Genomic DNA, 20,497 nt, shown 5'->3' with positions numbered 1-20,497 from the left:
GGCGCGCCCCGCGGTGCCCGTCCCGGCCGCGACCGGGACGGGCACCGCGGCTACGGTGGGGCACATGGACGTGCGCGTGTTCCTCGTGGACGACCACGAGGTGGTCCGCCGCGGCGTGGCCGACCTGCTGGAGTCCGAGCCGGGCGTGCGCGTCGTGGGCGAGGCCGGGACCGCCCGGGAGGCGCTGGCCCGCGTGCCCGCCGCCGAGCCCGACGTGGTGGTCCTGGACGTGCGGCTGCCCGACGGCGACGGCGTCACCGTCTGCCGGGAGCTGCGCTCGCGCATGCCGGACCTCGCCTGCCTCATGCTCACCTCGTTCGCCGACGACGAGGCCCTCTACGACGCGATCCTCGCCGGAGCCGCCGGCTACGTGCTCAAGCAGGTCCGCGGCACCGACCTGGTCAAGGCCGTGCTGACCGTCGCAGCGGGCGGGTCGATGCTCGACCCCCGCGCGACGGCCCGCGTCATGGAGCGGCTCCGCGCCGACGCCCACCACGAGCCCGACCCCCTGGCCCAGCTCACCGACCAGGAGCGGCGCATCCTCGCCCTGATCGGGCACGGCCTGACCAACCGGCAGATCGGCGGCGAGCTGTTCCTCGCCGAGAAGACCGTCAAGAACTACGTCTCCAGCATCTTCGCCAAGCTGGGCCTCGAACGGCGGGCCCAGGCCGCGGTGCTCGCCGACCGGCTGGAGCACGAGAAGCGCCACCACCCCTGAGCGTGCCCGGGACGCGTCAGGGTTCCAGCGACTCGTCCCGCGGCAGCGGCACCCGCCACTCCAGCCGGGTGCCGGTCTGCACCGCCTCGGGGTTCACCGGGGTCACGAGCAGCACGCCGCCCGACTCGGCCGCGCGCCGGGCCAGGTTGAGCAGGCCGCTGCGGTTCGCGTCCGGCGGCATGCCCACGCCATCGTCGCTCACCGTGAGCACCACGTCCTCCCCCACGGCGAGCCGCACCTCGGCCCGCGACGCGTGCGCGTGCCGGGCGACGTTCGACAGGGCCTCGCGCAGGACGGCGACGACGTGCTCGGCGACGTCGGGCGGCACCAGGGTGTCGACCGCCCCCTCGAACCGCAGCCGGGCCGTGAAGCCGAGCGCCGCCGCCGTGGCGTCGACCTCGGCGATCACGCGGGCGCGCAGCCCCACCCGGCGGGCGTGCGCGCCGCCGGGCTGCTCCCCCGACTGCAGCCGGTAGATCGTGGTGCGCACCAGCGAGATGGTCTCGTCCACGTCGTCCACCGTCCTGCCGAGCTGCTCGGCGACCTCCGGGGAGGCGCCCCGGGCCACGCGCTGGAGCGACAGGCCCGTCGCGTACAGCCGCTGGATGGCCAGGTCGTGCAGGTCGCGCGCGATGCGCTCCCGGTCGCGCAGCAGCGCGACCCGTTCGGCGTCGGCACGTCCCTCCGCCAGCTCCAGCGCGACGGCGGCCTGCGCGGCGAACGCGCCCAGGGCCTCGACCACCACCGACGAGAACGGCAGCCGGCCCCGGACGCGGCCCGCGGCCAGGACGCCCCGGGCGGTGCCCGGCTGCCCGAGCGGCCAGACGGCGAGGGGGCCGAGCGGGCCGGGGAGGTCCAGCTCCAGGCTGGCCCGCTCGTCCGCGGTGGCGTCGTCCGTCACCATCAGCACGCCCGTGCGCAACGTCAGGGTGGCGAACGTGCCGTCGGCGGCGAGCACCGACCCCACCTGCGCCTCGGCGCCGAGCCCGGCGGCCGACTGCAGCACCAGGCGCCCGGTCGTGGGATCGGGCACGGCGGTCACCGTCACGTCGGCGTCCGCCACCTCCCGCGCCTCGCTGGCGATCAGGGTCAGCACGTCGTGCGGCGACGACCCGGCCAGGACGTGCCGCGAGATCCGGTCGTTCGCGCGCGCCCAGCGCTCGCGCAACCGCGCCACGTCGTACAGCCGGGCGTTCTCCACCGCCACGCTCGCCGAGGCCGCGAGCGCCTCCAGCACCCGCTCGTCCTCGGCGGTGAACTCACCGCCGCCCCGCTTGTCCGTGAGGTAGAGGTTGCCGAACGGGGAGCCGTGCACCCGCAGCGGCATGCCGACGAAGGTGCGCATGGGCGGATGGTGGGCGGGGAACCCGACGGACGCGGCGTGCGCCGACAGGTCCCGCAGCCGCAGCGGCACGGGGTGGCGGATCATCTCGCCGAGCACGCCGCGGCCCGTGGGGTACGGGCCGATGGCCGCCACCTCGTCGTCGGACAGGCCGACCGTGAGGAACCTGGCGATCCGGTTGTCGGCGCCCAGCAGCCCGAGGGCGCCGTACCGGGCGTCGACGAGCGAGACGGCGGCCTCGACGATCCGATGCAGCACGGTCTCGAGGTCCAGGCCGCGACTGACCCCGACGACCGCCTCGAGCAGCACGTCGGTGCGGTCCCGCGGAGCGTTCACCGGGTCCATCGGCACCTCCAGTGGACCCACGCTAGCGCGTGGGCGGGCGACGCGGCACGCGGCACGCGGGACCTTGGTCCCGGGTGGCGGGGCCTCCCGGCTCTGCCGGGCGCCTCGGGCGGCTGATGTGCTGGTGGTGAGCACAGGAAGTGCGACGCGTGAGGAGCACGATCATGAGCATCACCTGGTACCGGGGCATTGTCGTCGGCGTCGACGGGTCACAGGAGAGCCTGTCCGCGCTCGACTGGGCGGCCCACGCCGCCGACGTGCACGAGGCGCGCCTGACGGTCGTGGCGACCCACGCCACGCCGCCCGCACCCGCGCCCGGGTTCGGCGACCCGGTCCGGGACGCCCGCGACGAGGCCCGGCGGGCCGCGGAGGCGGCCCGCACCCGGCTCGGGGGACGCCGGCCGGGCGGCCGCGACGTCGAGGTGCTCGTCCTGCCCGGCACCGCGGCGCACGTGCTGGCCCAGCGGTCCCGGACCTGCGACCTCGTGGTCGTGGGCCGCCGCGGGCTGGACGTGTTCGACCGGGTGCTGCTCGGCTCCACGTCGTCGGCGCTCGCGGCGTCGTCCCCCGGGGCCGTCGTCGTGGTGCCGGCGGGCGCGACGACCGGCGACCCCTGCCGGATCCGCGTGGGGATCGCCCGGGACGACGAGCCGGACGTCCTGGGTGCGGCCTTCGCCGAGGCGGCGGCGCGCGGCTGCCCGCTGGAGGTGGTGCACGTGACGGGCACCGACCCGATCAGCTCGGTGCTGTACCAGGCGGACCCCGTCGCCGCGACGTGGCACGAGGCCGCGCGCGCCGAGGTGGCCGACCAGGTGGCCCGGTGGGCGGAGAAGTACCCGCAGGTCACGTGCACGACGGCGGTGCGGCGCGGCGACCCGGCGGGGGTGCTGCTGGAGGACCTGGTCCCGGACGAGCTGGTCGTGGTGGGCGGGCGCCGGCACCCCACGGTGCTGGGCCGCATGCTGCGCAGCGTGCCCGACGCCGTGCTACGGGCCGCGCCGTGCCCCGTCCTCGTGGTGCACGCCCCGGCGGCCGGGTGACCGGCGGGCCGGAGACGCGCACGTTTGCGGGAGGTCTTGTCACGGGCTACCGGATCAGCGCGAACCGGACGTAGCGTCAGCACCGTGAGAGCACGAGCTGGGGCCGCCGTCTGCGCGGCCGCGTTGCTGTTGACCGCCTGCGGCCCGAGCGAGCGGACGTGGCCCGAGTCGCTGGAGCTGGAGCTGGACTACCCGCCCGCCCCGGCGCAGCGCGTGCCCGCGACCGCCGCGAGCGACCGGTCCGACCCCGGCGGGGACGACGCCGTCCCGGTCGCCGACCTGGCCGACCCGGGCTGGCTGCGCGACACCGCGGAGCGCACCGGGATCCCGCGGCGGGCGCTGGCCGCCTACGCCGGGGCCTCGCTCCGGCTGGCCGAGACCCTCCCGGAGTGCGGCCTCGGCTGGAACACGCTCGCCGGCATCGGCGCGGTGGAGTCGATCCACGGCAGCTACCTCGGGGCGAGCACGGACGCCGACGGGCTGGTGACCCCGCCGATCATCGGGATAGCGCTGGACGGCAGCGAGGGGGTCATGGAGATCCTCGACACCGACGAGGGCGAGCTCGACGGCGACGTCCGGTGGGACCGCGCCGTCGGCCCGATGCAGTTCATCCCCACCACCTGGGGCGACTACGCGCAGGACGGGAACCTGGACGGCCGGGCCGACCCGCACCAGATCGACGACGCCGTGCTGACGGCGGCGCACTACCTGTGCGAGAGCGGCGGCGACGTGACCACCGACGACGGCTGGACGGCCGCGCTGGCCGCCTACAACCGCTCGGTGTCCTACGCCCACGACGTCGCGGACCTCGCCACGTCCTACGGCGCGGAGCCCGGCGAGGGCGAGGGCGCGGAGCCGCGCGCCTAGCGGCTCGGCGCGGGCGGCAGGTCGCGGCCGATCAGGCGGACGATCGCCAGCTGAGTGGCCTGCGTCATGTCGACCGAGCCGGGCTCCAGCAGCCACTGGAGCTGCAGGCCGTCCATGGTCGCCACGATCACCTGGGCGGTCGTCGCGGTGTCGACGTCGTCCGCGATCTCGTCCCGGTCCCGGGCCTCGTCGAGCGCCTCGACCACGAGGGCGAGCAACCCCTGGTACCGGTCGCGGAAGTAGTCCTGCGCGGGATGCTCGGCCGTCACGCTCTCCGCCGCGAGCACGGTGTACAGGCGCACGATCCCCTCGCGCTCGGTGTTGCGGCGCGTGGTCTCCACGAGGTGCCGCAGGAACGCCAGGCCGCGAGGGCGCTCGCTGCCGAGCTCCTCGATGTCGGTCGAGTCGCGCAGGTCGAGCACGCCGGTGAGCAGCCCGGCCTTGGACGAGAAGTAGTGCAGCACGCCCGCCTGGGTGAGCCCGACCCGGGCCGAGATCTCGGCGAGCGAGGCGCTCTGGTACCCGCGCTCCGCGAACGTCTCCATGGCGATGCGCAGGATCTCCGCCCGGCGCTCCGCGGGCGGACGCCGCGTCCTGGCGCTCCCGGCTTGTCGTGTCATCCGAGGGAGTCTACGGGTACGTGGATCCACTACCTACCGAGTGCTTGGTAGGTAGGAGTAGGGTGGCGCCCACATTCCACCCACCGAGGGAGTCGCAATGACGCGCACCACCCGCACCGGGCCCGTCCGGACGGCGCTCGCCACGCTGAGCGTGCTGGCCGTCGCCGCCGTCGGCGTCGGACCGGCCGTGAGCTCGGCCGCCGCCGCCCCGACCAGCGCACACGTCTGGGTCACCACCGCCGACGGCAGCCGCAGGCTGACGGACGGCGGCACCATCGCGTTCGGCACCGGCCCGCAGGCCACCGACATCCGGGTCAGCCCCGACCAGGTGTCCCAGCGCTTCACCGGCGCGGGCGCGTCGGTGACCGAGGCGTCCGCCGCCCTGATCAGCGGCCTGCCCGCCGGCACCCGGGACTCGCTGCTGCGGTCGCTGTTCTCGCGCAGCGGCGACGGCATCGGGCTGAACTACCTGCGCCAGCCGCTGGGCAGCACCGACTTCAACTCCGGCGGCTTCTACACCTACGAGGACACGCCCGGGCAGTTCAGCATCGCCCGCGACCAGCAGCAGATCCTGCCCGTGCTGCGGCAGGCCCTGGCGATCAACCCGAACATCCGGTTCATGGGCAGCCCCTGGTCCCCGCCCGCCTGGATGAAGTCGGGCGGGTCGCTGAACGGCGGCAGCCTGCGCGCCGAGAACTACGACGAGTACGCCGACTACCTGGTGCGTACCATCCAGGCCTACGCGCAGCAGGGCGTGACGCTCAGCGACCTCACGGTGGCGAACGAGCCGCTGTTTGCCACGAGCTACCCGTCGCTGAGCATGTCCGCGGCCGAGCAGGCGCAGTTCCTCCGGGTGCTCGACGCGCGGCTGACCGGCGCCGGTCTGGGCACCCAGATCTTCGCCTACGACCACAACTGGGACCGCCCGGACTACCCGCTGGAGGTCTTCTCGGGCACCCAGGGCATCTCGCGCGTCGTCGGCGCCGCGTTCCACTGCTACGGCGGCTCCCCCGAGGCGCAGGCCCAGGTGGTCGCGGCGGGCAAGCGCGTGTACTTCACCGAGTGCTCCGGCACGGACAGCGACAACGCGGCGAACACCTTCGGGGACACCCTGGTCTGGCACGCGGAGAACCTCGTGGTGCGCAACATGCGCAACGGCGGGGAGACGACGATCAACTGGAACCTCGCGCTCGACCAGAACGGCGGCCCGCACCAGGGCCACTGCGGCACCCGCTGCAACGGCGTCGTCGAGATCGCGGGCGGCACCGTGACCCGCAACGCCGAGTTCTACGTGCTGGGGCACCTCACCAAGTTCGTCGACGCCGGTGCCCGCCGCATCGGCTCCACCAGCGAACAGTCCGGCGGCCTGCAGAACGTCGTCTTCCAGAACCCGGACGGCACCCGCGTCGCGTTCGTCGTCAACGCCTCCTCCGGCAGCCGCACGTTCTCGATCACGGACGAGGGCCGCTCGCTGACCCACACGCTGCCGGGGCGCGCGGTGGCCACCTACACGTGGGACCCGCAGTCGACCACCACCCCGGCCGACCCGGACCCCGCCTCCTGGTACCAGGTCAGCTCGTCGGCGAGCAGCAAGTGCCTCGACGCCGCCGACTGGGGCACCGCCGACGGCACCGGCCTGCAGCAGTGGGCCTGCGGCCCCGCCGCGCAGGCGAACCAGCGCTGGCGCTTCACGCCCACCTCGGACGGGTACTACCAGGTGGCCAACCAGCACGCCGGCAAGGTCTGGGACGTGGCCGGCGGCCCGGGCGCCACCGGCGCCGGCACGGCGGTGCACCTGTGGTCGTACGTGGGCGGCACCAACCAGCAGTGGCGGCCGACGACGACGGGCGGCGGCGTCACCTTCACCGCCCGGCACAGCGGCGCCTGCCTGACGCTCGGCCCCGCGACCGGCGCCGACGGGACCCGGTTCACGCAGCAGCCGTGCACCGGGTCCGCGGCGCAGACCTTCCGGCTCACCCGGGTGGGCTGAGCCGGACGACCTGAGCCGCGGCCCGGCGGCCCGTGCGGGGACCCTCAGGCGGAGGTTCCCGCACGGGCCACCGCGCGCACGCGGACCACGGCCGTCACGGCGAGCACGGCGACGGCGGCCGCGAGCGCCGCGGCGGCCGTCGGGGCCGAGTACGGCGTGCCGTCCCAGCGCTCGACGGCGATCCAGGACAGGCCCCACGCGATGGCCAGGGCCACCGCCACGGGCCCGTTGCCGCGCACGGCCAGGACGACGCCGATCACGCCGACCACCGCGAGGACGCCGACGGCCCACCAGTCGGCGGCGAGACCCGCACCGTCGAACCCCGCGCTGGTCAGCGCCGCGGCGATGTTGGCCGCCGTGGCCACGCAGACCCAGCCCAGGTAGATGCCGAGCACGCCGTCGACCAGCACCCGGTCGAGCAGCCCGTGCGCACGGGTGCGCAGCAGGATCAGGAAGACCCGGACGAGCAGCGTGAGCAGCGCCGCGATGACCAGCACGCTCACCCACAGCCACCCGGCCTGGACCACCAGGATCCACGCGGCGTTCAGCAGCATGGTGCCGGCGACGGGCAGGCGCAGGCGCCGCTGCCGCGCCTGCGCCTCCGCGGTCGGGGCCGGGAACCACTGGAGCACGGTGTACCCGGCGAGCCCGACGTAGACGACGGTCCACACCGAGAACGCGGCGGACGCCGGCGCGAGCAGCGTGGCGTCCGTGTCCAGGGCCCCCCGGCCGCAGCGTTGACCGACGTGCCACCGAACACGCCGACGCCGATCATGGAACCGATGACGCAGACCACGAAGCTGACGGTGACGACGATCTGCCGCAACCGGTCGTGCGACGTGTCGTGCGACCTGCCCTGTGCCATGGAGCCCTCCTCGGGACGGGCCGGGCGGCCCCCAGCACCTGCCCCAGCAGGCGACCGCCCGGCGAGTATGCCTAGCCTATCTAGTAAATCGCTCGGCTTCCTGTTCTGGAGAAAGGTGGGTGTCGTCACATGTCCCGTGTCCTCGTGACCGGAGCCACCGGGTACATCGGCGGGCGCCTGGTACCCGAGCTGCTGGCCGCCGGGTACGACGTGCGGGTGCTCGCCCGCCACCCCGAACGGATCGCCTCGCGCGAGTGGTCCGGCTCCGTCGAGGTGGTCGAGGGCGACGCCACCTCGCGCGACGACCTGCGCCGGGCGCTCGACGGCGTCGACGTCGCGTACTACCTGATCCACGCCCTCGGGGCCGGCCCGGGTTTCGCCGAGCGCGACCGGGCCACGGCGCGCGGCTTCGCGGTCGTGGCCCGTGAGACCGGCGTCGGGCGCGTCGTCTACCTGGGCGGGCTCTACCCCGAGGGCGAACGGCTCTCGCCCCACCTGGAGTCCCGCCGCGAGGTCGAGCAGATCCTGCTCGACGGCGGCGCGCCGACGGTCGTGCTGCGGGCCGCCGTGATCCTCGGCTCCGGCAGCGCGTCGTTCGAGATGATGCGGTACCTCACCGAGCGGCTCCCGGCCATGGTCGCGCCCCGCTGGATCAACAACCGCATCCAGCCCATCGCGGTGCGCGACGTGCTGCGCTACCTCGTGGGCGCGGCGCGCATCCCGGCCGACGTCAGCCGCGGCTTCGACATCGGCGGCCCCGACGTGCTCACCTACCGCGAGATGATGCAGCGCTACGCCGCCGTCGCCGGGCTGCGCCCCCGGGTGATCCGCGCCGTGCCCGTCCTGACCCCGCGGCTGGCCAGCCTCTGGGTGGGCCTGGTGACGCCCGTGCCGCCAGGTATCGCGAAACCCCTGGTGGGGTCGCTCGTGCACGAGGTCGTGGCCCAGGAGGACGACATCAAGCAGTACGTGCCCGACCCGCCCGAGGGGCTCATCGACTTCGACGGCGCGGTGGCGCTCGCGCTCGCCCGGATCCGGGACCTCGACGTGCGCACGAGCTGGCTGTCCGCCTCGGTGCCCGGCGCGCCGTCCGACCCGCTGCCCGACGACCCGGACTGGGCCGGCGGGAGCCTGCTGGTCGACGACCGGTCGAGCGTCGTCGACACCACGAGCGAGGCGCTGTGGACGGTGATCGAGGGCATCGGCGGCGCCCACGGCTGGTACTCCTGGCGCCTGGGCTGGGTGGCGCGCGGCGCCATGGACCGCCTCTTCGGCGGGCCCGGCCTGCGCCGCGGACGGCGGCACCCGCACCACCTCGCGCCCGGCGACGCGCTCGACTGGTGGCGGGTGGAGAAGATCGTGCCGGGCCGCCTGCTGCGGCTGCGCGCCGAGATGCGCCTGCCCGGGCTGGCCTGGCTGGAGCTGTCCGTCGAGGACGAGGCCGCCGAGCGGCCCACGTTCCGGCAGCGCGCCGTCTTCCTGCCGCACGGGCTGCCCGGGCAGCTCTACTGGTGGGCGATCAGCCCGTTCCACGGCATCGTGTTCGGCGGCATGCAGCGCAACATCGCCCGCGCGGCGGCCCACGCGGCCCACGCCGCCGACGGCGACGCGGGACCAGCAGACTGACCGGGCGATCGCCGCCTGCCGAGTCAGCCTGCCGGTTCGGCCCGCTCCGTGGTTGCGCGGGAACGACGACGCCGGCCGCCGAGCCGTGACGTGCCGCCCGGCACGCTCGCGTCCCAGGCCCGGGCGATGCCGAGGTGGCGCAGGTGGCCGTCGGTCACGGTGACGCCGTCGGGCCCGATCCAGTGCTCGACGCCGAAGCGCTCGTCGGTCGCCGAGTCCCAGCGGCGCATGAAGGGCGTGCCGTTGTCCGTGATGACGACCGACCCGTACGTGCCGGGCAGCGGCTCGGCCGGCAGGTGGATCACGGTGTAGACGCCCGCGAGGTCGGACGGGCCGACGGACGACACGCTGTACCAGTTGCCGTCCCGGTCCCGTTGGATCGCGTAGCCGCTCGCGTCCAGGGCAACACTGAGGTGCGGCAGGTCGGCGTCGAGAAGCTCCTGGCTGGTCTGGTAGACGGTGCCGACCTGGGCTGCCTGGGTCATCGCGCGGGTCTCCTTGACGTCGGATCGGGGATATTCACCCATCCAAGCGGATTAGTCGCGATTTGGCTGGCCTCAGCCGGCAGCCCCGGGCAATCGGTCAGCCGATCAGCCGGAAGATCGGGAAGACACGCCCCTCGGCCCTCCGCTCGTACGCGGCAAAACCGCTCGACGACGCCTTGAAGCGCGCCCACATCGTGTCGCGCTCGTCGCCCGTCAGCTCCTGGACCTTCGCCCGGACGGTCACGACCGGGTCGCCGGGCACCTCGACGTCGACCTCCTCGGCGCGCCGCAGCCCGTAGACCCACGCGGGGTTGCTGGGCGAGCCGCCGGCGGTGCCGACGACGTACCGGGCGCCGTCGCCCTGGATCGCAGCGAGTGGCGTGACGCGCACGCCGCCGTCCTTCCTCGGGACGTGCACGAGCACGAGCCCCTTGCCGAACCGCACGGGCTCGTCGACCTCGCCCCCGTTGGCGCGGAAGGCGTCGACGATCTGCTGGTTGAAGTCCATGTCCGGGGAACGCGGGCGCGGCCGACCGCATTCCGTGCGGGGTGGTCCCGCGCCAGGTCAGCCCGCGTCGAAGCCCTCAGCCGGCGTCGAACCGCTCCTCGCCCTCCAGGTCCGGGTTGTCCTCCGGGTCCTCGCCCGGGATCGCCGCACCCGCCGGGTCCTCGCCGGGGATCGCGGTGTCCGCCGCACCCGCTGCCTCGGCCTTGAGGCGGTCGGCGTCCTCCTTCGACACCTCGACGTGGTCCCGGCGCTCCGGACCGCCGTCCGCCGCCGTGCTCCCGTGCTCGCTCTCGCTCATGCCGGCTCCTTCCGCGACCCGCCAGGTGGTCGGCCGGGCGCGGCACGCCCGGCCGGTTCCCGACGCTACGGCAGGCGCCGCGCACTCGCACCCACGAGGCCGCGCGGCCCCCGGCGAAAGTCGGGGGTTGCGTAACGATATATCTTTGATCTATCTTTAGAGCGTCGGTCGAGCGGAGACGCTCCCGATCGGCGGGTCTGACGAGACGCCGTAGTGCGCGATCGCGCACCGCCTCGCCCCGCCGCGACACTTAGGAGACACACCATGCGTACCCACGACGACAACCCCCAGCACACCGGACGTCGCGGCCGAGGCCGCGGCTTCCTGCCCTCGTTCGACGGCTCCGGTTTCGGCCCGGGCTTCGGCCCCGCGTTCGCGATGGCCGGCGGGCCGGACCTGCCGTACGACCGCGACGACGCCGACGACCGCAGGGAACGGGGCCCGCGCGGCTTCGGCCCCGGCGGCCCCGGCGGCTACGGTCCCCGCGGCCCGCGCGGCGGCCACCACGAGGGTGGACGGCGGGGCCACCGGGGCCCGCGCCGCGCCGGGCGCGGTGAGATCCGCGCCGCGATCCTGCTGCTCCTCGCGGAGCAGCCGATGCACGGCTACCAGATCATCAGCGAGCTGGCGGAGCGGACGGACGGCCGCTGGCGCCCCAGCGCCGGTGCGGTCTACCCCGCGCTCTCCCTGCTCGCCGACGAGGGCCTCGTGGCCCTCACCGAGGACCGCGGCCGCAAGCTCGCCACGCTGACCGACGAGGGCACCGCCTACGTCGAGCAGCACAAGGACGAGCTCGGCACCCCCTGGGAACAGGTCGGCCGCGGTCACGGCCGCCAGCTCCGGCACGAGCTGCGCGCCCTGGCGGACGCCGTCGAGCAGGTCGCCCGCACCGGCACGGCCGAGCAGGTCGCGACCGTCACCGCGCTTCTCGACAAGGCCCGCCGCGAGGTCTACCTGACCCTGGCCGGCGAGGCGCCCACACAGGACCACTGACCCCTCACCACCGACCCGGACCGACCACGGGCGGCGCGGTAAACGCCTGGTGAACTACCCCTGCCCGGAGAGCGGTTACGCAGCACCCTTGACAGAATGACCGCATGACCGCACTTGAGGACCTCCTCGACGACTACCTGCTCAGGTCGGAGTCGGAGACCGACCGGGACGAGAAGTTCGAGGAATTGATGAAGGCATTCCTGCGCTCCGACGCGGAATGGGCTGCCGCGTTCGACACGGTGTGGTCGTGGGACGAATGGCCCGGCCACGAGGGTCCGGGCAACGGGATCAGCCTGGTCGCGCGCGAGCAGGACACCGAGAACCTGGTGGCCGTGCAGTGCGCGTTCCACGATCCGGCACAGCCATTGTCGAGGCCGGATGTCGCCGCATTCCTCTCGGCGTCGAACAAGGCCCCGTTCACGACCCGGCTCGTGGTCGCGACGACCGATACCTGGGACAAAGAACTGGAGGATCTGATCCAGGACGAGAAAATTCCCGTCAACCGCATCGGGTTGACCAGGATGCTGGATTCATCCGTCGACTGGGCCCGTTTCGGACCCACCGCCGTGGCCGCCGGATAGGCCGCACCGCACCACCGGAGGGCGCACAGCCGCCAGCACGGCCCTCCTTGACGCAACACCGACCGAACCCCGGCGAAGCACCCCCCATATCGCTCCGCACGCAGGGTGAAAAATGACCAGGACTCCATGCTTTTGCATGAAAGTTCCACCCGGCACTCCGCGAGGAGGACCGGGCAATGCTATGTGAAGGAGCGATATGGCACTGACCACCACCGCACCCGACGGCGATCTCCTGACGCCCGTCTGCCGCGCCTACGGCGAGGACGTCGCCGACGGCTGGTACGCCCGGACGGGCGGGGGCGGCGGAGAATACGCGGCGGTCGTCGACCAGCCGGCCCTGCCCGGGGCCCTGGAGACCGCCGAGGTCCGCATCTGCCGTGGGGCCGCGGTCGACCTCACGGACCGGTGGGCGTTCTTCGACGACCTCGCCCCGGCCACGGCGTTCGTGCGCGCCGGCCGGCTGTCCAACATGATGCCGTCGTGGGACCTCTTCGAGGCCGCGGAGGTCCGGGCGTACTGCCCCGAGCACCACCGCGAGGAGGCCGCCCTGCTCCTGGGGCGCCAGGTGCACGAACGGTCCGAGCTGCGCGAGCTCGTCGCCCGGTTCGTCGCGTCGTTCACGGCGGGCGCGCCCGCGACCCGCTGAGCGACAGCTCCCGGAACGTGTCAGACCCTCAGGTCACCGGAGTGACCTGAGGGTCTGACACGTCGGCGCCGGTGTCAGGCGACCAGGTCGCCCGCGTGCCGCAGCACCGGTCCCCCGCCCTGGATCGTCTCGACGATCGTCTCCGCCAGCCCCGGGTCCGCCCCCGCGATCCGGAAGGTCGCGGACTCCCCGGGCAGCAGCGTGACGAGCGCGTCGCCCGCCGCGGCCCCGGCGTCGAGCCGGTCGGCGTGCAGGGTCAGGTCGCGCACGAACGTGTCCGTGGTGACCGCGACCTCGACGTCCCCCGAGCCGTCGGCCAGCGGCACCGCCTTGACGTCGAGCCGCGGGCGCGGGTAGGCGAGGTCCCGGTCCATCGTGAAGTAGCGCCAGGCGCGGGCCGCGCCGTCGACGTCGGCCACCAGGAGCTCGGCGGCGGCGTCGCCCGGCTCGGCGAGCGCCGGGTCCAGGGCCAGGGTCGCGCCCGCGACGGAACCGACCTCGAACGTGACCGGCTGCTCGGCCAGCACGCGGCCGTCGAGGCCGACACGCCGGACCGTCGCCGACCCCGCCCACTCCTCGACGCCGTCGTTGACGAGCACGAGCGCCAGGCCGCCGGCGCGCGGCTGGATCGTCGCGAGCCGCGGCGCGAACGCGGCGCGCACCGCGAACCAGGCGGGCCGGCGCCGCCCCGCGGAGTCGACCACGGCCCACGACGCGACCGGCCAGCAGTCGTTGAGCTGCCACACGATCGATCCCATGTTCACCGGGCGCAGCGAGCGGAAGTGCTCGATCGCGAAGGTCAGGGCGCGCGCCTGGTTGAGCTGCATCGCCCAGTGCCAGTCGGCCATCCCCGTGGGCTCGTCGAAGTACGGCGCCAGGCCGCGCGACAGCTTGAGAGAGCCGTCGACCGCCTTCTGGTGGTGCAGCACGCCCGGCGAGCCGGGCAGCAGGGGGTCGTCGTGCACGGCGTCCGTCAGCGTGCGCCAGGCGGGCGGGCCCTGCCACCCGAACTCGGAGACGAACCGCGCCCGGTCCGCCAGGAACACCTGGTAGCCCTGCTCGTTCCAGCCGTCCCACAGGTGCACCACGCCGCGCGAGCGGTCGTTCGAGTACACCTCCGGGGTGCCGGAGTACGGGCTGCCGGGCCAGTAGAACGCGTGCGGGCTGACGTCGGCGACCACCCGGGGCAGCACCTCCAGGTAATAGCGCTCGCCCCACGGCCGGTCGCCGAGGCGCTCCTTCCAGCCCCAGTCGTCCCAGCCGAGCCAGTTCTCGTTGTTGCCGTTCCAGATCACCAGCGAGGGGTGCGACATGAGGCGGACGACGTTCTCGCGTGCCTCCGCCTCGACCTCCTCCAGCAGCCACTCGTGCTCCGGGTAGGGCGCGCAGGCGAACGCGAAGTCCTGCCAGACCAGGAAGCCGAGCTCGTCGCACTGCGCGTAGAAGTCGTCCGACTCGTACAGGCCGCCGCCCCACACCCGCAGGATGTTCGCGTTCGCCTCGGCGGCGTCGCGCAGCCGGGCGGCGACGTCGTCGTGCGTGACGCGGTGCGGGAAGCAGTCGTCGGGGATCCAGTTGAAGCCGAGCGCGGCGACGGGGCGCCCGTTGACCACGAACGCGAAGGACTCGCCGTCGGCGTCCGGGTCGCGGCGCACCTCGACGGAGCGGAAGCCGACCCGCCGGTCGTCGCGGTCGAGCGCCTCGCCCGTGACGTGGTCGAGCAGCTCGACCTCCAGGTCGTGCAGCGGCTGGGCCCCGGCGCCGCGCGGCCACCACAGGCCGGCGTCCGCCACGGGGACCTCGACCACGACGCGCGCCGAGGTGTCGGCGGCGGGCACGACGACGACGGCCGCGGCGCCCGCCACCCGCACGACCAGCTCGACGTCGTGCGCCGTCGTGGTCCGCTCGAGCTCCACGCCCACCTCGACGACGCCACGCCACCCGGCGCCGTCCCGCTCGGCGCGCGCCTCGACCCGCGTCTCGGCGAGCCGCGCGACCGACCACGACTCGACGCGGACGGGGCGCCAGATGCCGGCGGTGACCAGGGTGGGGCCCCAGTCCCAGCCGAAGTTGCACGCCATCTTCCGGATGTGGGCCGACGGCGAGTCGAACGCGCGGCGCTCCTCGTCGTCCAGCTCGTCGAAGGGACCCCAGGGCGCGTCGAACACCACCGAGACCGCGGCCCCGTCCGCCCGGTCCAGCGGCACGCGGTAGGAGCGGAACATGTTGCGGGTGCGCAGGCGCTCGACGCCGTCCACGGAGACCGTGGCGAGCGTGTCGAGGCCGTCGAGCACGAGGTCGGTGCGCTCGGCACCCGGCGTCGCGACCGCCGGCAGCGCCGTCTCGTAGCGCCAGCGCGAGCGGCCGATCCACGGCGTCAGCAGCTCGTTGCGGTCGAGGTACGGGTCCTCGATGAGCCCCGCGGCCAGCAGGTCGGTGTGGACGGTGCCGGGGACCGTCGCCGGGACGGGCAGTCCGGCGAGGACCGCGGCGTCGGCATCAGGTCCGGCGGTGTCGAGGTGCAGGGTCCAGGGACCGGGCGCGGCGGTGCGCGTGAGCATGAGGGCCACCAGTGGTTCTCGGAGCGGGCAGAGCGGGACGAGCGTTCCAGGAATTTCTTTCCGCTGTCAAGCAAGTGTCGCCCAGCCCTTGCGCGGAGGGTGCGGGCTGTGGTTATTTGATCGCGTCAAAAAAGGACGTATCGCCCGCCGGGCGGCGTCCCGCGCCTGGAACAGTGCCGTTCCGCACGTCGCCAACGCGCATCCTCGTCAAGGATGGAGAGCAGCACCCATGACCAGCCCCCGACGCCTGCTACGGCAGGCGCTGTGCGGACTCGCCCTCGTCGGCCTCGTGGCCGCCGGCTCCGCCGCTCCCGCGGTCGCCACGGCCCCCACGGCCGCCGCCGACCCCGCCCCCACGCCCCCGCCGGCCGTTCCCCGCGTCGAGCCCGGCGACCTCGCCACGTCGCCGTACATGGGCTGGAGCAGCTTCAGCATGCAGGTCTACAGCGGCGACGGCCGCTGGATCGACGCCGACCAGCTGATCGCCCAGTCGGACGCCATGCACACCAAGCTGCAGCGTTACGGCTACGACCGCATCAACGTGGACGCGGGCTGGAACGACGGCGTCGACGAGTACGGCCGCCCCACCCCGAGCACGTCGCTGTACCCCGACGGCCTCCAGGCCGTGATCGACCACGTGCACGAGAACGGCCAGAAGTTCGGGCTGTACTTCATCCCCGGCATCGGGCCGGAGGTCTACGAGGCCGACCTGCCGATCTGGAACGCGCCGGGCTGCAGCACCGGCGACATCGTCAAGCAGCCGCTGACCCGCGCCGACTACTGGGGCATCGGCTGGGCGCTCGACTTCGACAACCCCTGCACCACCAGGTACATCGACTCGATCGGCGCCCTGCTGGGCGACTGGGGCGTCGACTTCGTCAAGTTCGACAGCGTGACCCCCGGCTCCGGGATCTCCGACCTGTCGCTCGACGCCCGCCGCGACGTCGCCGCCTGGTCCGACGCGCTGCACAGCCGGGGCATCTGGTTCGAGCTGTCCTGGGCGCTCGACCCGGCGTACGCGGACTACTGGAAGGACAAGGCCGACGGCTGGCGCCTCGACTGGGACGTCGAGTGCTACTGCGAGAACGAGGCCCTGACCACGTGGCCGAACATCGCGCGCCTGTTCCCCAAGGCCGAGCAGTGGTGGCGGCACACCGGCCCGGGCGGGTTCGGCGACCTCGACTCGCTCAACGTCGGCAACGGCCGGATGGACGGCCTGACGCAGGACGAGCGCCGCACCGCGACCAGCCTGTGGGCCATCTCCGCGGCCCCGATGTACACCGGGAACGACCTCACGCAGCTCGACACGTTCGGCCTGAGCCTGCTCACCAACGAGGAGGTCATCGCGATCAACCAGGCGGCGATCCCCGCGCACCCGGTCTCGACGTCGGGCAAGCGGCAGGTCTGGTACTCGCTGCAGGACGACGGTTCGTACGTGGTCGGGCTCTTCAACCTCGGCTCGACCGACGCCGACGTCACGGCCGACTGGACGGACCTGGGGCTCACCGACGGCGGCCACAAGGTGCGCGACGTGTGGGCGAGGAAGAACCTCGGCACCTTCACCGAGGGCTTCACGGCCACCGACGTGCCCCCGCACGGCGTGCGGCTGCTGCGCGTCACGCCCGCGGCGCGCGCGGCGTCGACCGTGAACGACGACGTGCTCCAGGTGGGCTACGGCGGCGACTGGCAGCGCAACGGGAACCAGGAGGTCGCGGCGACGTCGCAGGACCTGGCCGTCTCCGTGGTGGCGGACGGCGACGAGCCGCCCGCGCCGGGCGACACCGACGCCCGCGTCGAGCAGCTCAACGACGACGCGTCCGAGATCTCCTACTCCGGGAGCTGGAGCCACAGCACCGGCCGCGGCCTGGGCGACCACGAGGACGACGTGCACTGGACCGAGAAGGACGGCGACGCCTTCGAGCTCACCTTCCGCGGCACCGGCGTGACGTACGTGACCGAGCGCGACGAGTCGCAGGGCGAGGTCGCGATCCACCTCGACGGCGAGCTCGTCGAGACGGTCGACGCGTCACTGCCCGCGGGGACCCCGCGCGAGAGCCAGCAGGCCGTGTGGACGACGTCGGACCTCGCGGACGGCGAGCACACGCTGCGGATCGAGAAGAAGGGCGGGCGGTTCATGCTGCTCGACCGGATCGACGTCGAGCAGGAGAACCTGGTGACGCCGAACGCGATCGCGGTGCCCGACGAGCAGGCCGCGGCGACCCGCATCGAGCTGGCCCGCGACCCGGGTGAGCTCACGGCGATCCGGCACGGCGGCACGGTGCTGCAGCAGGGCACGGACTGGACTGCGGACGGCGGGGCGGTCGTGCTGTCGGCCGGGTTCCTCACCGCCCTGCCCGCGGGCGACACCGCGCTGACGTTCGCGTTCCGCGGTGACGGCGCCGACGACGTGCACACGGCCTCCGGCGAGGCCTGGACCGACCTCACGTTCACCGGTACCGGGGTGACCTGGGTCGCGCCGACGGCGCCCGACCAGGGCCCCGTGCACGTCTACGTGGACGGCGTGCTCAAGCAGACCGTGGACACGAGCTCCACGGCCCGCCGGACGCAGCAGGAGCTGTACTCCGTGTCCGGCCTCAAGCGGGGCAGTCACCGCATCGTGGTGGTGAACGGCTCGGACGCGCCGATCCGGAGCGACGGCTTCCGCTTCACGCGCTGATCCCCCGCACGTGTCAGACGCTCAGGCCCCCCGAGGGACCTGAGCGTCTGACACGGTCACGCTGCCGTCAGCTCGAGCACCAGGCCCGACGCCGGCTGGAGCACCGGCAGCGTCAGGCCCGCGCCGGCGAGGATCGCGCCGGACACCCGGAAGCCCTCGGCGCCGCGCGCCCGCGCGATCCAGGCAGGCTCCGTGCCGTGCATCGCGGCCGGGCCGAACGCGTCCGGCACCCGCACCACGTAGTCGCGGTCGCGGTCGAGGCCCGGGAACGGCACCCGCGCCGTCTGCGGCCCGGCCGAGCTCGCCAGCCGCACCCACGCGAACAGCGCGTGCGCGCGGTCCTCGGACACGGTGCCGTGCAGCAGCGTCTGCTCGTCGGCGAGATCGGCGTGCACGCGCACGCCCCCGTGCAGCAGGCCCCGCCGGGACGTCACGAACGCGGCCCACTCGCTGAGCCGCACCATCTCGTCCTCGGTGCAGCCCGTGATGTCCCACTCGATGCCCGGAGCCGCGAACGCCGCCGTCACCAGCCGGAAGGACAGGTCGGTGACCCGGTTCGTGGTGTGCGCCCGCGCAGCGCCCACGTGCGAGCCCAGCAGCTCCGGCGGCAGCAGCAGCTCGCTCCAGAGCTGGATCTGCTGACGCTCCACGGGGTCGTTGCAGTCCGAGGTCCACACCCGCTCGGTACGGTCCAGGATGCCGAGGTCGACGCGGCCGCCGCCCGACGCGCAGCTCTCGATCTCCAGCCCCGGGTGCCGCAGGTGCAGCTCGTCCAGGAGGGCGTAGAGCGCCAGCGTCTGCCGCCGCACCCCGGGCCGGTCCCCGGCGGCGCCGCCGCGGACCACCGCCTCGTGCAGCTCCCGGTTGTGGTCCCACTTGATGTAGGCGATCTCGTAGCGCTCCACGAGCTTCGACATCGACTCCAGCAGGTACGCGTACGCGTCGGGGTGCGCGACGTCGAGCACGTACTGGTTGCGGAAGCTCGGGCCCACGCCCGCCGACGGCGCCAGCAGCCACTCGGGGTGCAGGCGCGCGAGGTCGGAGTCGAGGTTGACCATCTCGGGCTCGAACCACAGCCCGAACTCCATCCCCGCCTCGCGCACCCGCGCCACGAACGGGTCGAGCCCGTCGGGCCAGACGTCCGCCTCGATCTGCCAGTCGCCGAGACCCGCCGTGTCGTCCCGCCGGCCGCGGAACCAGCCGTCGTCGAGCACGATCCGCTCGACACCCACGCGGGCCGCGCGGTCCACGAGCTCGCCGAGCCGGCCCAGGTCGTGGTCGAAGTAGACGGCCTCCCACGTGTTGAGCACCAGGGGCTGCGGTGCCTGCCGCGGACGGCGCGCGCGAGTACGGCGGTGGAGCCGGTCCGCGAGGCCGTCCAGCCCGGCGTCCGACCAGACGAACAGCACATCGGGCGCCGCGTAGCTCTCCCCCGGGCCCAGCCGGACCTCGCCGGGCCGCAGCAGCTCGCCGCCGCCGAGCACGGCCGCGTGCGCGCCCGCGCCCTCGGACAGGCGCTGCACGATCCAGCGCTGGTCGCCGCTCCATGCCACGTGGGCCGCCCAGACCTCGCCCGAGCGGTGGGCGAAGCCCGGCGTGCCGACGGCGACCAGGTAGGGCGAGTCGAGCCCCGGCTTGCCCCGGCGCACCTCGCGCAGGTGCGTGCCGTCCACCAGCGGCAGCCGCTGCGGCTGCCGTTCCCGGCTCCAGCGGCCGCTGAAGTCGAGCACCTCCGTGGCGCGCGCCGGGAGGGGCAGCAACGCCACGACGTGCGAGAGGTCGTAGGCGCCTGCCCCCTGACCACCCGCGGTCACGGTCCACCGCACCCGGAGGACACCCGTGGCCTCCAGCTCGACCTCGGCCGCCAGCGTGAGGTCCGCGACCGGCTCGCGCAGGTCCAGGCGCACCGCGCCGCCGACGCCGTCGGCCGGCACCTCGACGCGCGCACCCACCAGCTCGGGGCGCGGCGTGGTCGCCGTCCCTGCGCGGTGGCCCTCGAGGCCCGGCAGACCGGACCAGGTGTCCCGCTCCACGGGCAGGAGCGTGAGCGCACGCGGTGCCTCCGGGGAGTTGGCGACCCGCGCCGTCAGCCCGGACTCCCGCAGCGCGGCGACGTCGTCGGGGCCGACGTCGCCGAGGTCCTCACCCCAGTGGAGCACCCGGGGCATCTCGCCCGCGAGATCGAGCACGAGCGACACCCCGGCCGCGCGCAGCACCGCGTATTCATCACCAGCAGACATCTTCACCACCCCGAATCGACTTTCTTGACAGCAGAAACTTAGTCGCCCTACGCTCTCGGCAGCAAGCGAGGTGCCTACCTCCTGCACTTCGACGA

17 protein-coding genes are annotated in these 20,497 nt (G+C 73.9%); 9 read left to right on the top strand and 8 right to left on the bottom strand.

Annotated features, from left to right (window positions below; all coding sequences use genetic code 11):
* Window positions 1-64 precede the first annotated feature (64 nt).
* The gene (locus tag ACZ7LE_RS27315; protein ID WP_470406355.1) at window positions 65-718 is read left to right on the top strand and encodes a response regulator; all 654 of its coding nucleotides are present in this window, start codon (window positions 65-67) and stop codon (window positions 716-718) included.
* Between the two features lie 16 nt (window positions 719-734).
* On the opposite strand, the gene ACZ7LE_RS27310 is transcribed toward ACZ7LE_RS27315, so the two are convergent.
* Window positions 735-2,405: a sensor histidine kinase gene (locus ACZ7LE_RS27310; RefSeq protein ID WP_470406354.1), complete on the bottom strand. Its 1,671-nt coding sequence runs from the start codon at window positions 2,403-2,405 to the stop codon at window positions 735-737.
* A gap of 164 nt (window positions 2,406-2,569) precedes the next feature.
* Here ACZ7LE_RS27310 and ACZ7LE_RS27305 point away from each other — a divergent pair, with 164 nt between their 5' ends.
* Together ACZ7LE_RS27305 and ACZ7LE_RS27300 are read left to right on the top strand one after the other, a co-directional pair.
* Window positions 2,570-3,445: a universal stress protein gene (locus tag ACZ7LE_RS27305; protein WP_470406353.1), complete on the top strand. Its 876-nt coding sequence runs from the start codon at window positions 2,570-2,572 to the stop codon at window positions 3,443-3,445.
* 84 nt (window positions 3,446-3,529) lie between these two features.
* Window positions 3,530-4,312, top strand: a complete 783-nt coding sequence (locus ACZ7LE_RS27300; protein WP_470406352.1) for a lytic transglycosylase domain-containing protein — start codon at window positions 3,530-3,532, stop codon at window positions 4,310-4,312.
* Here the strand turns inward: ACZ7LE_RS27300 and ACZ7LE_RS27295 are convergent.
* Window positions 4,309-4,932 (bottom strand): TetR family transcriptional regulator, encoded by a 624-nt coding sequence (locus tag ACZ7LE_RS27295; protein WP_470406351.1) that lies wholly within the window; start codon window positions 4,930-4,932, stop codon window positions 4,309-4,311. The two genes, ACZ7LE_RS27300 and ACZ7LE_RS27295, sit on opposite strands and share 4 nt — an antisense overlap.
* Before the next feature lie 97 nt (window positions 4,933-5,029).
* Between ACZ7LE_RS27295 and ACZ7LE_RS27290 the strand changes: the two genes are divergently transcribed.
* Window positions 5,030-6,922, top strand: a complete 1,893-nt coding sequence (locus ACZ7LE_RS27290; RefSeq protein WP_470406350.1) for an RICIN domain-containing protein — start codon at window positions 5,030-5,032, stop codon at window positions 6,920-6,922.
* A gap of 44 nt (window positions 6,923-6,966) precedes the next feature.
* Here the strand turns inward: ACZ7LE_RS27290 and ACZ7LE_RS27285 are convergent, their stop codons facing one another.
* Complete coding sequence (locus ACZ7LE_RS27285; RefSeq protein WP_470406349.1) at window positions 6,967-7,593, bottom strand: tryptophan-rich sensory protein; 627 nt, start codon at window positions 7,591-7,593, stop codon at window positions 6,967-6,969.
* A 323-nt stretch (window positions 7,594-7,916) separates the two neighbouring features.
* On the opposite strand from ACZ7LE_RS27285, the gene ACZ7LE_RS27280 reads away from it, so the two are divergent.
* Window positions 7,917-9,413, top strand: a complete 1,497-nt coding sequence (locus ACZ7LE_RS27280) for an SDR family oxidoreductase (RefSeq protein ID WP_470406348.1) — start codon at window positions 7,917-7,919, stop codon at window positions 9,411-9,413.
* A gap of 23 nt (window positions 9,414-9,436) precedes the next feature.
* Here the strand turns inward: ACZ7LE_RS27280 and ACZ7LE_RS27275 are convergent, their stop codons facing one another.
* From ACZ7LE_RS27275 to ACZ7LE_RS27265, 3 genes are all read right to left on the bottom strand, one after another.
* Entirely contained in the window at window positions 9,437-9,898 is a 462-nt protein-coding gene (locus ACZ7LE_RS27275) for a hypothetical protein (protein WP_470406347.1), read from the bottom strand.
* A 97-nt stretch (window positions 9,899-9,995) separates the two neighbouring features.
* Window positions 9,996-10,406 carry a nitroreductase family deazaflavin-dependent oxidoreductase gene (locus tag ACZ7LE_RS27270; protein WP_470406346.1) on the bottom strand — a complete coding sequence of 137 codons (411 nt, stop codon included), beginning with the start codon at window positions 10,404-10,406 and terminating at the stop codon, window positions 9,996-9,998.
* A gap of 76 nt (window positions 10,407-10,482) precedes the next feature.
* A complete protein-coding gene (locus ACZ7LE_RS27265) occupies window positions 10,483-10,704 on the bottom strand; it encodes a hypothetical protein (protein ID WP_470406345.1) in 222 nt (73 codons plus the stop codon).
* Window positions 10,705-10,968: 264 nt separating this feature from the next.
* Between ACZ7LE_RS27265 and ACZ7LE_RS27260 the strand changes: the two genes are divergently transcribed.
* From ACZ7LE_RS27260 to ACZ7LE_RS27250, 3 genes are all read left to right on the top strand, one after another.
* A complete protein-coding gene (locus tag ACZ7LE_RS27260; RefSeq protein WP_470406344.1) occupies window positions 10,969-11,697 on the top strand; it encodes a PadR family transcriptional regulator in 729 nt (242 codons plus the stop codon).
* Between the two features lie 104 nt (window positions 11,698-11,801).
* Entirely contained in the window at window positions 11,802-12,278 is a 477-nt protein-coding gene (locus ACZ7LE_RS27255; protein ID WP_470406343.1) for a restriction endonuclease, read from the top strand.
* A 196-nt stretch (window positions 12,279-12,474) separates the two neighbouring features.
* On the top strand, window positions 12,475-12,924 hold the full coding sequence (locus ACZ7LE_RS27250) for a hypothetical protein (protein ID WP_470406342.1): 450 nt from the start codon (window positions 12,475-12,477) through the stop codon (window positions 12,922-12,924).
* A 74-nt stretch (window positions 12,925-12,998) separates the two neighbouring features.
* Here ACZ7LE_RS27250 and ACZ7LE_RS27245 read toward each other — a convergent pair whose 3' ends face one another.
* Window positions 12,999-15,485 (bottom strand): glycoside hydrolase family 2 protein, encoded by a 2,487-nt coding sequence (locus ACZ7LE_RS27245; RefSeq protein WP_470406341.1) that lies wholly within the window; start codon window positions 15,483-15,485, stop codon window positions 12,999-13,001.
* A 229-nt stretch (window positions 15,486-15,714) separates the two neighbouring features.
* Here ACZ7LE_RS27245 and ACZ7LE_RS27240 point away from each other — a divergent pair, with 229 nt between their 5' ends.
* Window positions 15,715-18,162, top strand: a complete 2,448-nt coding sequence (locus ACZ7LE_RS27240; protein ID WP_470406340.1) for a X2-like carbohydrate binding domain-containing protein — start codon at window positions 15,715-15,717, stop codon at window positions 18,160-18,162.
* Window positions 18,163-18,218: 56 nt separating this feature from the next.
* Here the strand turns inward: ACZ7LE_RS27240 and ACZ7LE_RS27235 are convergent, their stop codons facing one another.
* A complete protein-coding gene (locus ACZ7LE_RS27235) occupies window positions 18,219-20,402 on the bottom strand; it encodes an alpha-galactosidase (RefSeq protein ID WP_470406339.1) in 2,184 nt (727 codons plus the stop codon).
* Window positions 20,403-20,497 lie beyond the last annotated feature (95 nt).

The sequence above is a fragment of the Promicromonospora sp. NPDC110617 genome (genome assembly GCF_055598465.1).
The sequence above is the reverse complement of the archived record's forward strand: the minus strand, read 5'-3'. Positions and strand labels throughout refer to the sequence as shown.